Source organism: Micromonospora zhanjiangensis (genome assembly GCF_042650605.1).
GTDB classification, from domain to species: Bacteria; Actinomycetota; Actinomycetes; order Mycobacteriales; family Micromonosporaceae; genus Micromonospora_J; species Micromonospora_J zhanjiangensis.
Map to the genome: position 1 here is coordinate 44,020 of NZ_JBHSBN010000021.1, position 14,093 is coordinate 58,112.

The following is a 14,093-nucleotide window of genomic DNA, read 5'->3' on the forward strand; positions in this document are numbered from 1 at the left end:
ATCAGTGCTCGTCGGCGAGCGAGCCCTGCACGTAGCTCGCGGTCAGCACGACGAAGATGTACGCCTGCAGCACGGCGATCAGCGCTTCCAGGAAGGTCAGCGCGATAGCCATGATCCAGGAGATCACCGAGGCGGGCTTGATGAAGATGCTCTCCGCGTTCAGCAGGACGAAGCCGCCGACCGTGAACACCAGCAGGATGATGTGACCCGCGAACATGTTGGCGAACAACCGCAGGGCCAGGGTGATCGGCCGGAACAGGAACGTCGAGGCGAACTCGATCGGGACCAGGATCGGCAGGATGTACCACGGCGCCGGGGGGATCAGCGAGGCCTTGACGTACTTGCCGAACCCGTGGTGCCGGATGCCCACCCAGATGAACATCACGTAGCTGATCACCGCCATGAAGGCCGGGAACGCGATGTGCGAGTTGGGGGACAACTGCAGGAAGGGGATGATGCCGAAGATGTTCGTCACCAGGATGAAGCAGAACAGCGTGGTGAAGTACGGCGCGAACGCCACCCCGCGGTGGCCGATCATCTCGACCGCCACGTTGTTCCGGACGAAGCCGTAGACCGACTCGGCGATCCACTGCTTCTTGGTCGGCACCAGCTTCGGCTTACGATAGCTGAGCAGGAAGTAGATGATCAGGAAGCCGACGGCCAACCAGACCATCAGCGTGATCTTGGTGAACCAGTAGTTGTTGTGCTCGCCCCACGGCAGGATGCTCGGGAGGAAGAAGTCCTCCACGCTGGGTGGCCACGGAAGTTCGCTCTGCGCGAGCGCGACCGTCTGTCCGAACACCGCGTCCCTTCCCCTAGCTCGGTGTGCCCATTCGGCGGACGACCAGGAGAATCCCTCCGGCCATGCCGAGCACGATGCCCACCCCGGTGGCGACGCCGCCGGTGTCGAGCCATTTGTCGACCAGCCAACCGGCGAAACCCCAGACCGCCATGCCCGCGATCAGATAGCTGAGCGCGGTCCAACCCTGGCCGGCATCCGGGCGGTGGTCGCCTGGATCGCCTGCGGGGGGAGGGGTCTGGTCACCGGTCATGACGCGCCGAACGATATCAGCCGGGTGGATGAGGCTGTGCGTCACCCCCCGCACAACCTGGTCGTGTGGGCGTACCGGGAAGCAGAGTTCGTAACTGGGCACGCTACTCCGCTCACGCCGGTGCGCAATGACCGATCACGGACAGTTTTTGTCGCGCCGCTCTCCGGCCGGGTCCCGGGTCCCCACCGGATCGGGCGCTCACCCTGAATCCTGCGGGTCCGGCCGGGAAAAACCTCGCGTTTGCCGAAAACCGCCCGCGTGGCCACACCATCGGGTAAGGACAGCCGGCCGTCCGCTGGGGACGGTCGGCGCGGTCAGTCGTCGGCGCGGTCAGTCGCGCGGATCTCGCCGGAGCGCACCCGGGCCGCGTGCACGGTGCTGATCCACCAGATGTGCGCGCCGGTCCAGGCCACCACGCCGGCCGCGATGCCGTAGCTGAACGGCAGCAGCCCGGCCCAGCCGGACGTGGCCACCGCGATCATCAGGGTGCCCAACAAGGCGATCTTCGCCGCGTAGACGCCGAGGCCGAACGGCAGCACCAGCCTGGGGTGCACCGAGTCGGCCCAGGCCACCACCAGGGTGGACAACACGTAACTCACGGTCACCACGGCGACACCGGCCGCCGCGCCCGCCGCTCCCGTACCGCCGGCCAGCCACCAGCCGACCGCGGCGGCCAGGCCGATCGCCACCACCGAGACCACGACCAGCGCCGGCAGGTGCGCGACCCGCCACCGGCGGTCGTCCGGCGCGGTCACCGCCGCGCCGCCACCCGCCGCGCCGGCCCGGTCCGCGCCGGCCGGCTCAGCCACGGGGGTACGCCGGGAACTCGCGGGCCAGCTCGGCGACCGCACCGGCGATCCGGGCCAACCGGTCGGCGCCGCCAGCGGCGGCCGGGTCGGTGCGGACCGCGTCGGCGATCAGGCCGGCGATCTGCCGCATCTGCCCCTCCCGCATGCCCTGCGTGGTGACGCTCGGGGTGCCGACCCGGATGCCGGAGGCGACCATCGGCTTCTGCGGGTCGTACGGGATGGCGTTCTTGTTCAGGGTGATGGTCGCGGCGTCGCAGCGCTCCTCGGCCGCCCGCCCGGTCACCCCGGTCTCCCGCAGGTCGATCAGGGCCAGATGGGTGTCGGTGCCGCCGGAGACCGGCCGCATCCCCTCCGCGGCCAGGCCGGCGGCGAGCGCCTGCGCGTTGCGCACCACCTGGGCGGCGTACGCCTGGTATTCCGGCTGGGCGGCCTCGCGCAGCGCGACCGCCTTGGCCGCGACGGCGTGCATCAGCGGGCCGCCCTGGGTGAACGGGAAGACCGCCTTGTCGATCCGCTCGGCCAGCGCCCCGCGGCACAGGATCATGCCGCCGCGCGGGCCGCGCAGCACCTTGTGCGTGGTGGCGCAGACGACGTCCGCGTACGGCACCGGGGACGGGACGGCCCGGCCGGCGACCAGGCCGATGAAGTGCGCGGCGTCCACCATCAGGTACGCCTCGACCTCGTCGGCGATCTCCCGGAACCGGGCGAAGTCGATCAGGCGCGGATAGGCGGTCGCGCCACAGATGATCATTTTCGGCCGATGGGTCCGGGCGAGGTCGCGTACCTCGTCGTAGTCGATCAGCTCGGTGTCCGCCCGGACGGTGTAGCCGACCGTCCGGAACCACCTGCCGGAGAAGTTGACCCGGCTGCCGTGGGTCAGGTGCCCGCCGTGCGGCAGGTCCATCGCCAGCACGGTGTCGCCCGGCTGCAGCAGCGCCGCGTACGCGGCCAGGTTGGCGCTGGCGCCGGAGTGCGGCTGCAGGTTGGCGTGCTCGGCGCCGAACAGCTCCTTCGCCCGGGCGACGCCGATCTCCTCGGCCCGGTCCACCTGGGCGCAGCCGCCGTAGTACCGCCGCCCGGGGTAGCCCTCGGCGTACTTGTTGGTCAACGTCGAGCCGAGCGCGGCCAGCACCGCCGGCGAGGTCAGGTTCTCGCTGGCGATCAGTTGCAGGCCGGTCCGCAGCCGGTCCAGCTCGCCGAGCACCACCTCGGCGATCTCCGGGTCGGTGGCTCGCAGCTCGGCGAGGTCGGGCCCCCAGAACTCGGCCTGCCCGCTCATACCCGTACTCCGGTCCGGATGCTCATGCGGCCGAGTGTATTCGGCCGCAGAATGAGGCCCATGAGATGCCTGGTCACCGGCGCCACCGGCTACATCGGCGGCCGGTTGGTGCCGCGCCTGCTGGCCGACGGGCACGCGGTGCGCTGCCTGACCCGGTCCGCGGGCCGGCTGCGGGACGTGCCGTGGGCCGGCGAGGTCGAGGTGACCGAGGGCGACCTGAGCCGGCCGGAGACCCTGCCGGCCGCGCTGGCCGGGATCGAGATCGCCTACTACCTGGTCCACTCGCTCGGCCAGGCCGGCTTCGAGGCCACCGACCGGGCCGCCGCGACCCACTTCGCCGCGGCGGCCCGGGCCGCCGGCGTACGCCGGATCGTCTACCTCGGCGGGCCGGTGCCACCGACCGGGGAGCGGCACGCCTCGGCGCACCTGCGGTCCCGGGCCGAGGTCGGGCGGATCCTGCTGGACAGCGGCGTACCGACCGTGGTGCTGCGGGCCGCCGTGATCATCGGTTCCGGTTCCGCCTCCTTCGAGATGCTGCGCTACCTCACCGAGCGGCTGCCGGCCATGGTCACCCCGCGCTGGGTGCACAACCGGATCCAACCGATCGCCGTCCGGGACGTGCTGCGGTACCTGGTCGGCTGCGCCACCCTGCCGGACCGGGTCAACCGCGGCTTCGACATCGCCGGCCCGGACGTGCTGACCTTCCTGGAGATGATGCGCCGGTACGCCGCCGTGGCCGGCCTGTCCCACCGGGTCGTCCTGCCCACCCGGGTGCTCAGCCCCGGTCTCTCCTCGTACTGGGTCGGCCTGATCACCCCGGTGCCGAACGCCATCGCCCGGCCGCTGGTGGAGAGCCTGGTGCAGGAGGCGGTGGCCCGGGAACACGACATCGCCGGGTACCTGCCCGACCCGCCGGGCGGGCTGACCGGCTTCGACCGGGCGGTCGAGCTGGCGCTGACCAAAATCCGCGACTTCGACGTGGAGACCCGGTGGTCGACCGCGAGCGGACCGGACCAGGCGGCGGCCGAACCGCTGCCCAGCGACCCGAACTGGTCCGGCGGCTCGGTCTACACCGACGTACGGCAGGCCCGGGTCGCCGCGCCGGCGGATGCGCTGTGGCGGATCATCGAGGGTGTGGGTGGGGAGAACGGCTGGTACTCGTTCCCGCTCGCCTGGTCGGTGCGCGGTTGGCTGGACCGGCTGACCGGCGGGGTGGGCCTGCGCCGCGGCCGGCGGCACCCGCACCGCCTGCTGGTCGGCGAGGCGCTCGACTTCTGGCGGGTGGAGGAGATCGTGCCGGGCGAGCTGCTGCGGCTGCGCGCCGAGATGCGGGTGCCCGGCCGCGCCTGGCTGGAGTTGCGCGCCGAGCCGGACGGCGACCGGGCCAGCCGCTACTCGCAGCGGGCCGTCTTCGTGCCGCGCGGGTTGGCCGGGCACGCCTACTGGGCGGCGGTGAGCCCGTTCCACACGCTGGTCTTCGGCGGGATGGCCCGCAACATCGCCGCCGGCGCCGAACGCCTCGCCGGCTCTTATCCCGGCACCCGGACCCGGTAGGCCGTCCGCCGAAAGCGGCACCGCCCGGCGACGCTCCGCCGAGCCCGCGAGGGCTCAGAGGCCGGCCGCTCAGTCCAGCGGGGAGCGGTCGTCGACGCCGGCCGGCGGGCCGGCGACGCCGGCGGACGTGCCGGCTGGCGCGCCGCCGTACGGGTCGGTCGGGTAGCCGTACGGGTCGGTCGGATAGCGGCGGTACGGGTCGGTCGGGCTGCCGTACGAGCCCGCCGGCGGGACGGCGTACGGGTTGGTGTCGCCGAACGCGGTCCGGACGTTGGGCGGGGTGAACGGCAGCACCGGCTTGTCCCGCAGCGCCGTCTGCATCGTCCGGGCCACCGCGACGACGACCTTGGCCTGCACGTCCTTGCCGACCAGGTCGCGCGGGTCGTCCGGATTGGCGGCGATGGCGGCGGCCGCCACCTGCGGGGTGTAGGCGACCGCGGTCTCCGTCGCGTAGTCCTCGGCGCTGCCGGTCTTGCCGGCCACCGGCCGGCCTTCCATGATCGCGTGCAGTTGCAGACCGGTCCCCCCGTCGCACCGCTGGTACGCGGACTGGTCGCCCACCGGGCAGCGGGCCGCGTCGGTGGCCGCCCGGGCCACCTCGGTGCTGAGCGCCCGCCGGCAGTCCGGGTCGGCGGCGGCGATCCGGCGACCCGCCGGGTCGATGATCGAGACCACCGGCCGGGGCGCGCAGTACATCCCCTCCGCGGCCACCGTCGCGTACGCGTTGGCCAGGTCCAGCGGGGTGGTCGAGGCGACCCCGAAGGTGAACGGACCCCACGCCTTGGCGCCGGTCCGGGCCATGGTGGCGTCGTTCGCGGCGCGGAACTGGATGCCCAGCCGCTGCGCCATCGCCACCACCTGGTCGGCGCCCACCCGCTCGATGAGGTGCGCGAAGTACGTGTTCACCGAGCGGCCGAAGGCGCTCCACATGGTGCGGTAGCCATCCATCCACTCCGGGTTGGAGTTGACCGGGCACCAGTAGCCGCCGCAGCTGGACCGGCCGGTCACCGGGTAGTTCGTCATCAGCCAGGCCGGCGCGTTGAAGCCACTGGCCAGCGGCATCCCCTGCTCCAGCGCGGCCAGCATGGTGAACAACTTGAACGTCGAGCCGGCCTGGTAGCCCTCGATGTCGCCGCCCCCGGCCACGAGCTGGTTGACGGTGTTCGGGTAGTTCTCCTGCCCGGCCGGGTTCCCGCCGGCCTGGTAGTGCCGGTTCACGGCCAGGGCCAGCACCCGCCCGGTGCCCGGTTGCACCACCGCGATCGGCAGGGCCCGCGGGTTGTCCTGGTCGTAGACCCAGTTGGCGTATTTCACGGCGGTGGCCTGGATGTCCGGGTCGATGCTGGCGGTGATCCGGTAGCCGCCCCGGCGCAACGCGGCCAACCGGTCGGCGGGGGTGGCGCCGAAGGCCGGCTGGGTGCTCCACCACTGCCGGAACCAGTCGCAGAAGAAACCCCAGTCCTCGGGCTTGGCCGAGACGCACTCACCGGTGGTGCTGCGCGGCCGCAGCGCCAACCGTTCGCCCCGCGCCCGGGCCGCGTCGGCCGGTGCGAGCACCCCCATCGCGACCATCTGGTCCAGGACGTAGCCGCGCCGCTGCACCGCGGCCGCGGCGTCGCCGTTGATCGGGTCGTAGTAGTCCGGCGCCCGGACCAGCCCGGCCAGCAGCGCCGCCTCGGCCAGGGTCAGCTCCGACGCCCTCTTGCCGAAGTAGCGGTAGCTGGCCGCGGCGATGCCGTACGCCCCGGCCCCGAAGTAGGCGATGTTGAGGTAGCGGCCGAGGATCTCGTCCTTGGACAGCTTCCGTTCCAGTTCCACGGCGTACCGCATCTCCTGGAGCTTGCGGCCCACCGTGGTCTCGGTCGCCGCGGCCCGCTGGGCCTCGGTCAGGTTCGGGTCCGACTTCCGCACGTTGCGGACGTACTGCATGGTCAACGTCGAGGCGCCCTGCCGGTCGTCACCGCCCAGCCGGTTGGCGACGAACGCCCGGAGCACCCCCCGCAGGTCGACCCCGTGGTGGGCGTAGAAGCGGGTGTCCTCGGCGGCGACCATGGCCTGCCGCATCACCGGCGCCACCGCCGACAGCGGGACGTCCGTGCGGTCCTCCTCGTAGAAGGTCGTGATCACGGTACGGCCGTCGGCCGCGTACAGCGTCGAGCGCTGGGCCGGCGGCGGGGTCGGCAGGTCGCCGGACATCCCCCCGTACGGCGCGGTGAGCGCGTTGAGGCCGAAGCCGTAGAGGGTCATCGCCGGCAGGGCCGCCAGGGCCAGCAGCAGGCCGCCGAGCACCCCCGCCAACAACACGGTGAACAGCTTGCCGAGTCGGGAGTGGATCATCGGGCTCACCTCGCGTGACCGGTCGGCACCTGCGGGAACCCGTCAAGAATGACCAGTCTTCGGGTTTTTCACCCTGCTTTCGCCCTATAAGGGACCGATTTCGTGAATTTCCCTCGACGGGCGACAATCGCCCGGCCGGCTACGGCAGCAGCGCGGCGGCCAGCGGCTCGACGGTCTCCTCGATCTCGTCCGCCACCCGGCCGAAGCACTGGTCGCCCCGACCCCACGGGTCGTCCAGGTCGTCGGCGGCCAGCGGCACCGCACCGGCGCGAGCCTGGTCGACCGCCCGGACCAGGGCGGTCCCGCGGGTGTACACCAGGTCCGGAGCAACCCCGGCCGGTGGCAGGCCGGCCAGGTCGACGGTGGGCAACAACCGGCCGAACTCGCCCAGGACGAACGTCCGGGCGGTCGCGTCGGGACGCAGCGCCGTCACGTACTCCTGCTGGTCGGCGGTGGCGGTGAGGACCAGGTCCGCCGCGTCGATCTGGTCGGAGCGCAGCTTGCGGGCGGCGAACCCGTCGACGTCCCCGCCCCGGGTGCGGACCTGGCGGGCCGCCGGCGGGTTCATCTCCTCGCCGGCGTGCCAACCGCCGGTGCCGGCGCTGTGGCTGTGCAGCAGCTCGTCGAGCAGCCCGGGATCGGCGTCCGGCAGCCGCTCCAGCCGCCGCCGGGCGGCCAGAGTCAGCAGCCGCTCGGCCATCGGCGAACGGCAGATGTTGCCCATGCACACGTGCAGGACCGTGAACGGCGGCACTCAGGACACCTCATCAGGCCGGAGCAGGGCGGGCACCACGTCGCCCAGCTTCTCCAACGGTACGGCCCCGGCCCGCAACATCCGGGGCCGTTCGCCGGTCAGGTCGACGATCGTGCTCGGCACCGGATCCGGGGCGGGCCCCGCCTCCAGGTAGACCCGGACCGCCGCGCCGAGCTGGTCACGGGCCTGCGCCGCGGTGGTCGCGGACGGCTGGCCGGTCAGGTTCGCCGACGAGACCGCCATCGGGCCGGTCCGCCGGAGCAGCTCCAGCGCGAGCGGGTGCTGCGGCATCCGGACCGCCACCGTGCCGCCGAAGTCGCCGAGGTCGAGCGGCACCGCCGGGTCGTGCCGCAGCACCAGCGTGAGCGCACCGGGCCAGAACGCGTCGGCCAGGTCCCGGGCGCTGTCCGGCAGGGTCAACGCGAGCCGGCCCAGGGCCGTCCAGGAGTCCACCAGCACCGGCGGCGGCATGTGCCGACCCCGGCCCTTGGCGTCCAGCAGCCGCTGGGCCGCGCCGGGTGCGAAGGCGTCCGCGCCGAGCCCGTACACGGTGTCGGTGGGCAGGACGACCAGCTCGCCGTCCCGGACCGCCGTCACCGCCGCGGCGAGACCGCGCTCCCGGTCATCCGGTCGGCCGCAATCGAAGAACATCACGAGTCAGAAGTCTCTCACCCGCCGGACGTCAGGCCCGGACCGCATCCGGCAGCACCTCACGTACCTGGTCGAAACTGAGCGCGCCCTCCCGCAGCACCTGCGGGGTCGGGCCGGTGACGTCGACGATGGTGCTGGTCAACGAGCTGCCGCACGGGCCGGCGTCCAGGTAGGCCCGCACGGCGTAGCCGAACTGGTCGCGGGCGGTCTCGGCGTCCCGCGCGGCGGGTTGATTGACCTTGTTCGCGGAGGAGAGCGCCATCGGACCGGTCTCCCGCAGCACCTCCAGCGCGAGCGGGTGCAGCGGCATCCGGACCAGGATCCGCCCGCCGGTCTCCCCCAGGTCCCACTGCAGGCTCGGCGAGTGCTCCACCACCACGGTCAACGGGCCCGGCCAGTACGCCTCCACCAGGTCCCGGGCCGACTGCGGCAGGCTGTAGACCAGGCCGTCCAGGGTGTGCCGGGAGCCGACCAGGACCCCGGGCGCGGTCTGCCCCGCGTCCCGGGCCGCCAGCAGCGCCTTCACCGCGTACGGGGTGAAGGCGTCGCAACCGATCCCGTAGACGGTGTCGGTGGGCAGGACCACGAGTTCGCCGTTCTTGACCGCTTCCACGGCCGCGGCCACGCCCCGGTCCCGTTCGGCCAGCGACCGGCAGTCGTAGAGCATCACGGTGAGCCAGTCTGCCACGGACTCACGACGGACCGGCCACCCGCCGGGCGGTGACGAACCGGGGCCGGCCGGTCAGATCCTCGTGACCGACGATCCGATCGAACCGGCCGTCCGCGGCGAGCAGCGCCGGCACCGTCTCCCCCTGCGTGTCGTCGTGTTCCACGCCGAGCATCCCGCCGGGCCGCAGCAGTCGCGCCGCCCGGTCGACCAGCGGCCGGATCACCGCCAGCCCGTCGGCGCCGCCGAACACCGCCTCGGCCGGGTCGTCCGCCACCTCCGGACCCACCTCGGTGCCCACCGGGACGTACGGCGGGTTGCAGACCAGCACGTCGACCCGGCCGGACAGCTCGGTCAGCAGGCCGGGGTCGGTGACGTCCCCCGCGCGTACCTCGATCGGCCGGTCCCCCGCGCCGGCCCGCTCGGCGGCGTTGCGGCGCAGCCAGGCCAACGCCGCCGGGGACCGTTCGACGGCCAGCACGGTCGCGGTCGGCAGCTCGTCGGCCACCGCGAGCGCGATCGCCCCGGAACCGCTGCACAGATCGACCACCGTCACCCCGGATCCGGACGGGCGGCCACCGGCCGCCGGGTCGGGCGTGGCCGCGCGGGCCGCCTCGATCGCCCAGCCGGCGAGCAGCTCGGTCTCCGGCCGGGGCACGAAGACCCCCGGACCGACCGCCAGTTCCAGCTGCCGGAACGCCGCCGAACCGAGCAGGTGCTGCAGCGGCTCCCGGCGGGCCCGCCGGGCCACCAGCTCCTCGAACCGGTGCAGCTGGGCCGCCCCGAACCCGTCGACCAGCGCCAGCCGACCACGGGAAACCCCCAGCACGTACGCCGCGAGTTGCTCCGCCTCGGCCCGGGCCGGGCCGATGCCGGCCGTGGCCAGTCGGGTCGCCGCGCGGGCGACCGCGACCGACGCCCGGAGCCGATCTGGCCCTTCGGTTGGGTGTCGAGGAAAATCTGCCACGCAATAATCATGAGGGTCGCCCCCACCCGGCGCGGCCCGGGTGCGTCACCGGCGACAGAACGCCGCGGATGGAGGTAATGGGTGAGCTGGCTCGACCGGGTCAGGGACCGGGCCGATCTCCTCATGCACGCTCGCGACCTCCTGGAGCACAGCCGGTCCGCCGAGGCGTACGCGGTGCTCGAACAGGTCCTCGCGGAGACCGGCGACCCGTATTCGCGCGCCGACGCCCTGTTGCAGCGCGTCTCCGCGGTGATCAACCTCGGCCGTACCGCCGAGTACACCGACGCCGTCGAGCGGGCCTTCGACGCGGCCCGCGACCTGGCCGAGCCGTACCTGCACGGCCACCTGCACGCCCTCGCCGCGTTGGCCGCCCACGACCAGGGCGCGCTGGACCGGTGCGTCAGCCACCTGGTCCGCTCGGCCCGCGCGCTGAGCGCCGTCGAGGACCCGGACCGGGAGACCGCCTGGGGCTGGCACGACCTGGCGATGGCGTACTCCTACCTCAGCTTCCACGGCTACGCGCTGAGCGCGCTGGAGCGGGCCCGGCAGCTCGCCGCCGACGCGGGCATCCCGGAGGAGACGTTCGCCGCTCCCGGGATCCGGCTGCGCAACGCGGTGGCGCTCGACCACAACGGTGACAGCGACGGCTGCCTGCGGGTGCTGCGGGACATCGACGGAGACCTCAACCGCTTCCTGCGCGGTGGCGGTATCACCCGGCTGCGGCCGAGCGGCCTCACCGCGTACGGCTATGCCCTGGCCCGCCGCGCGGCCCTGGGTGAGACGTCCGACCCGGTGCCCGGCGCCGACCCGCGGGCCCTGCTCGCCGAGGGCGGCGACAGCGCGCGGGCCCGGGACATGCGCCAGCTCGGCGAGGTCTGCCTGGCCATCGCGGCGAACCGGCCGATCGAGGCGATCACCCGGCTGGACACCGCCCGGGTCGCCGCCGAGACGCTGGGCGCCGCCGAGGCCGCCCGACTGCGCAGCCTGGCCCTGGCCCGGGCCGGCGACCACGCCGCCGCGCACCGGACCGACCGGTACGCCTTCCGGCTCGCCGCGCAGCGCAACGACCGGTTGCGGGACGTCTACGTGGACGGCATCGCCGCCCGGATCGACCACGAGGAACTGCGTCGGGAGGCGGCCCGGTTCGAGGGCGAGGCGCTCACCGACCCGCTCACCGGCCTGCCCAACCGGCGCAGCCTGGAGCGGTACATCACCATGATGGTCAGCCGGGGTCAGCGGGCCGTGGTCGGCGTCTGCGACCTCGACGGGTTCAAGGCGGTCAACACCACGCACGGGCACCACTCGGGCGACCTGGTGCTGCAGCGGGTCGCCGGGGTGATCAACCGGGTGATGCGGCGGGGCGACTTCGTCGCCCGGTACGGCGGGGACGAGTTCGTCGTCGTGCTGCCCGGCGCCGGAATGCCCGAGGCGGCCGAGGTCACCCGCCGGATCACCCAGGCGGTGCGGGACGAGGACTGGGAGTCGCTGGTGCCCGACACCCCGGTCGGGGTCAGCGTCGGCTTCGCCGAGGTCACCGGCAGCGGCGCCGCGCTGCGGGACGCCCTGGGCACCGCGTTCGAGATCGCCGACCGGGAGATGCTCCGGGCCAAGACCCGTCCCCGCGCGGCCTCCTGACTCAGCGGCGGGACAGCTCGCTGTCGCCGGCCAGCCGGGCCGCCCGGTCCGCCTCGGCCAGCGCGTCGAGCACCCCGTCCAGCTCGCCGGCCAGCGCCAGGTCGAGGTTGTACGCGGTGTAGCCGATCCGGTGGTCGGTGATCCGGTTCTGCGGGAAGTTGTAGGTGCGGATCCGTTCCGAGCGGTCCACCGTCCGGACCTGCGCCTTGCGGGCGTCCGAGGCCGCCGCGTCGGCCTGCTCCTGGGCCGCCGCGAGCAGCCGGGCCCGCAGGATCCGCATCGCCTGCTCGCGGTTCTGCAGCTGGCTCTTCTCGTTCTGGCAGGAGACCACGATCCCGGTCGGTACGTGGGTGATCCGCACCGCCGAGTCGGTGGTGTTGACCGACTGGCCACCCGGCCCGGACGAGCGGAAGACGTCGATCCGCAGCTCGTTCGGATCGATGGTGACGTCCACGTCCTCCGCCTCGGGCAGCACGAGTACGCCGGCGGCGCTGGTGTGGATCCGGCCCTGCGACTCGGTGACCGGCACCCGCTGCACGCGGTGCACGCCGCCCTCCCACTTGAGCCGGGACCAGACCCCGTTGCCACCCTCGGGTACGCCCTTGGTCTTCACCGCGAGCGAGACGTCCTTCACCCCGCCCAGGTCCGAGTCCTGCGCGTCGATCACCTCGGTGACCCAGCCGCGCCGCTCCGCGTACCGGGTGTACATCCGCAGCAGGTCGGCCGCGAACAGGGCGGACTCCTCCCCACCCTCGCCGGCCTTGATCTCGACGATCACGTCCTTGGCGTCGTGCGGGTCGCGCGGGATGAGCAGCTCGGCCAGCCGCTCCTCCAGCTCGGGGAGCCGGCCGGCGATGGTCTCCGCCTCGGCCGCGAACGACGCGTCCTCGGCGGCCAGCTCGCGGGCGGCGGCGAGATCCTGTCGTGCCTCGGTCAACTCGCCGGCCGCCTTGTGGATCGGCGCCAACTCGGCGAACCGCCGGCCGACCCGCCGGGCCGTGTTCTGGTCGGCGTGGATCGCCGGATCGGCGAGCCGCTTCTCCAGGTCCGCGTACTCGTCCAGCAGCGCCGCCAACCGCTCACTACTCACTGCCCACTCCCTCGCCGACCTATGAACGGATTACACCTCGCTCCGGACGGACCGCGACCAGAGTCCGGGGTTGGCGGCCGGGTGACCCGCGTCGGGATCAAGCCTGACCGCCCAGAGCGGGTCACCCGGCCGCCAACCCCCACCACGACGAGCCGCGACTGCCACAAAGAACGGGACCGTACGAAGAACGGCGCCCGTGCCCGGTGCTGGACCGGGCACGGACGCCGTCGACGTGGCTACTTGGCCTTCTTGGCCTGAACCTTGGCGTACTTCTGCTGGAACTTCGCGACCCGGCCGGCGGTGTCGAGGACGCGCTGCTTACCGGTGTAGAACGGGTGGCAGGCGCTGCAGGTCTCGACGTGGATCGTGCCGCCCTTGGCGGTGCTACGGGTCGTGAACGTGTTGCCGCACGAGCACGTGACCTCGGTGGAGACGTACTCGGGGTGGATGTTGGGCTTCATGTCGCCTCGGTCCTTTCGTCAGGTGGTCGCCGGGTCGCCGTCGTGGCCCGCCCCGAGGTGCGGGACGAGCTGGGCGTGAACCGGAACCGGTGGCCGATTGACCAGTGTGCCATCCCGGATCACCGCCGGTGAAACCGGGCGGCACACGCGCGGTCCGGGTGAGGTAACGCGAAACCGCCGCCGGACATTCCTGCCCCGGTCCCTCCTCCTTCATCCGGTTTCCCGCCGCCGGCAGGCGCACACCCGGGCGACCGCACCCGGATCGGCCCACCCGGCCGGTCGATGTCCGGAATACTCCTTTCAATACGTGAATCATGACGTAAATAAAGTTCAACGCAGTCTGTCCGAATGAATGGGTAATCGTCGCGTTACCATCTGATCCTCCGGAAAGACGACGTCTCAGCGCGAGGAGGAGAACCATGGCACTGGGAGCGATAAACCTGGTCACCGTGCCGGTGACCGACCAGGACCGGGCCAAGAAGTTCTACGTGGAAACGCTCGGCTTCGAGGAGAAATTCGACTACGTCATGGCGGCGGCCGGCGCGGGCGGCGGCAGCCGGTGGGTGATGTTGACCCCACCGAACGGCGGTCCGGACATCACCCTCGCCAGCTGGTTCGGCGGCGACAAGGCGCGGCCCGGCTCGGCGAAACTCTCGATCACCTGCGACGACGTGGACGCCACCTGGGCGCAGTTGAACGCCGTCGGCGTGCCGGTGCACAGCGCCGTCGAGGACGCGCCGTGGGGACGGTGGTTCGGCTTCGACGATCCGGACGGCAACAACTGGCTGGTCGTACAGCAGTCGTGAGCGCCGACGGCGTGAGCCCCGACCACAGACC

At 72.7% G+C, this 14,093-nt stretch carries 14 protein-coding genes; 3 read left to right on the top strand and 11 right to left on the bottom strand.

All coding sequences use genetic code 11. The features are described from left to right. Position 1: 1 nt before the first annotated feature. From atpB to ACFOX0_RS24750, 4 genes are all read right to left on the bottom strand, one after another. Positions 2-802 (bottom strand): F0F1 ATP synthase subunit A, encoded by an 801-nt coding sequence (gene atpB, locus ACFOX0_RS24735; protein WP_377550172.1) that lies wholly within the window; start codon positions 800-802, stop codon positions 2-4. Positions 803-815: 13 nt separating this feature from the next. Next, positions 816-1,052 (bottom strand): AtpZ/AtpI family protein, encoded by a 237-nt coding sequence (locus ACFOX0_RS24740; RefSeq protein ID WP_377550174.1) that lies wholly within the window; start codon positions 1,050-1,052, stop codon positions 816-818. A 314-nt stretch (positions 1,053-1,366) separates the two neighbouring features. Further along, positions 1,367-1,807: a hypothetical protein gene (locus tag ACFOX0_RS24745; RefSeq protein ID WP_377550300.1), complete on the bottom strand. Its 441-nt coding sequence runs from the start codon at positions 1,805-1,807 to the stop codon at positions 1,367-1,369. A 46-nt stretch (positions 1,808-1,853) separates the two neighbouring features. Beyond that, positions 1,854-3,140, bottom strand: a complete 1,287-nt coding sequence (locus ACFOX0_RS24750) for a serine hydroxymethyltransferase (protein WP_377550176.1) — start codon at positions 3,138-3,140, stop codon at positions 1,854-1,856. Positions 3,141-3,200: 60 nt separating this feature from the next. On the opposite strand from ACFOX0_RS24750, the gene ACFOX0_RS24755 reads away from it, so the two are divergent. Next, the gene (locus tag ACFOX0_RS24755) at positions 3,201-4,694 is read left to right on the top strand and encodes an SDR family oxidoreductase (RefSeq protein WP_377550178.1); all 1,494 of its coding nucleotides are present in this window, start codon (positions 3,201-3,203) and stop codon (positions 4,692-4,694) included. Between the two features lie 69 nt (positions 4,695-4,763). On the opposite strand, the gene ACFOX0_RS24760 is transcribed toward ACFOX0_RS24755, so the two are convergent. The 5 genes from ACFOX0_RS24760 to prmC form a co-directional block, all read right to left on the bottom strand. After that, a complete protein-coding gene (locus tag ACFOX0_RS24760) occupies positions 4,764-7,031 on the bottom strand; it encodes a transglycosylase domain-containing protein (protein WP_377550180.1) in 2,268 nt (755 codons plus the stop codon). A gap of 139 nt (positions 7,032-7,170) precedes the next feature. Beyond that, positions 7,171-7,785: an arsenate reductase/protein-tyrosine-phosphatase family protein gene (locus ACFOX0_RS24765; RefSeq protein ID WP_377550182.1), complete on the bottom strand. Its 615-nt coding sequence runs from the start codon at positions 7,783-7,785 to the stop codon at positions 7,171-7,173. Then, entirely contained in the window at positions 7,786-8,436 is a 651-nt protein-coding gene (locus ACFOX0_RS24770; RefSeq protein WP_377550302.1) for an L-threonylcarbamoyladenylate synthase, read from the bottom strand. A 31-nt stretch (positions 8,437-8,467) separates the two neighbouring features. Continuing rightward, complete coding sequence (locus tag ACFOX0_RS24775) at positions 8,468-9,103, bottom strand: L-threonylcarbamoyladenylate synthase (protein WP_377550304.1); 636 nt, start codon at positions 9,101-9,103, stop codon at positions 8,468-8,470. Positions 9,104-9,128: 25 nt separating this feature from the next. After that, on the bottom strand, positions 9,129-10,070 hold the full coding sequence (prmC, locus tag ACFOX0_RS24780) for a peptide chain release factor N(5)-glutamine methyltransferase (protein WP_377550184.1): 942 nt from the start codon (positions 10,068-10,070) through the stop codon (positions 9,129-9,131). Positions 10,071-10,151: 81 nt separating this feature from the next. Here prmC and ACFOX0_RS24785 point away from each other — a divergent pair, with 81 nt between their 5' ends. Beyond that, positions 10,152-11,705, top strand: a complete 1,554-nt coding sequence (locus tag ACFOX0_RS24785; RefSeq protein WP_377550186.1) for a diguanylate cyclase domain-containing protein — start codon at positions 10,152-10,154, stop codon at positions 11,703-11,705. Position 11,706: 1 nt separating this feature from the next. Here ACFOX0_RS24785 and prfA read toward each other — a convergent pair whose 3' ends face one another. Both prfA and rpmE read right to left on the bottom strand, forming a co-directional pair. Next, complete coding sequence (gene prfA / locus ACFOX0_RS24790) at positions 11,707-12,795, bottom strand: peptide chain release factor 1 (RefSeq protein ID WP_377550189.1); 1,089 nt, start codon at positions 12,793-12,795, stop codon at positions 11,707-11,709. Positions 12,796-13,031: 236 nt separating this feature from the next. Further along, complete coding sequence (gene rpmE / locus ACFOX0_RS24795) at positions 13,032-13,256, bottom strand: 50S ribosomal protein L31 (RefSeq protein WP_377550191.1); 225 nt, start codon at positions 13,254-13,256, stop codon at positions 13,032-13,034. A 419-nt stretch (positions 13,257-13,675) separates the two neighbouring features. Between rpmE and ACFOX0_RS24800 the strand changes: the two genes are divergently transcribed. Continuing rightward, entirely contained in the window at positions 13,676-14,062 is a 387-nt protein-coding gene (locus ACFOX0_RS24800; protein ID WP_377550193.1) for a VOC family protein, read from the top strand. Positions 14,063-14,093: the final 31 nt, after the last annotated feature.

Bases quoted from the DNA above. Each gene is read 5' to 3' on its own strand.
- ACFOX0_RS24740 (WP_377550174.1), bottom strand. From the start codon at position 1,052: ATGACCGGTGACCAGACCCCTCCCCCCGCAGGCGATCCAGGCGACCAC.
- ACFOX0_RS24750 (WP_377550176.1), bottom strand. From the start codon at position 3,140: ATGAGCGGGCAGGCCGAGTTCTGGGGGCCCGACCTCGCCGAGCTGCGA.
- ACFOX0_RS24755 (WP_377550178.1), top strand. From the start codon at position 3,201: ATGAGATGCCTGGTCACCGGCGCCACCGGCTACATCGGCGGCCGGTTG.
- ACFOX0_RS24760 (WP_377550180.1), bottom strand. From the start codon at position 7,031: ATGATCCACTCCCGACTCGGCAAGCTGTTCACCGTGTTGTTGGCGGGG.
- ACFOX0_RS24770 (WP_377550302.1), bottom strand. From the start codon at position 8,436: ATGTTCTTCGATTGCGGCCGACCGGATGACCGGGAGCGCGGTCTCGCC.
- ACFOX0_RS24775 (WP_377550304.1), bottom strand. From the start codon at position 9,103: ATGCTCTACGACTGCCGGTCGCTGGCCGAACGGGACCGGGGCGTGGCC.
- rpmE (WP_377550191.1), bottom strand. From the start codon at position 13,256: ATGAAGCCCAACATCCACCCCGAGTACGTCTCCACCGAGGTCACGTGC.
- ACFOX0_RS24800 (WP_377550193.1), top strand. From the start codon at position 13,676: ATGGCACTGGGAGCGATAAACCTGGTCACCGTGCCGGTGACCGACCAG.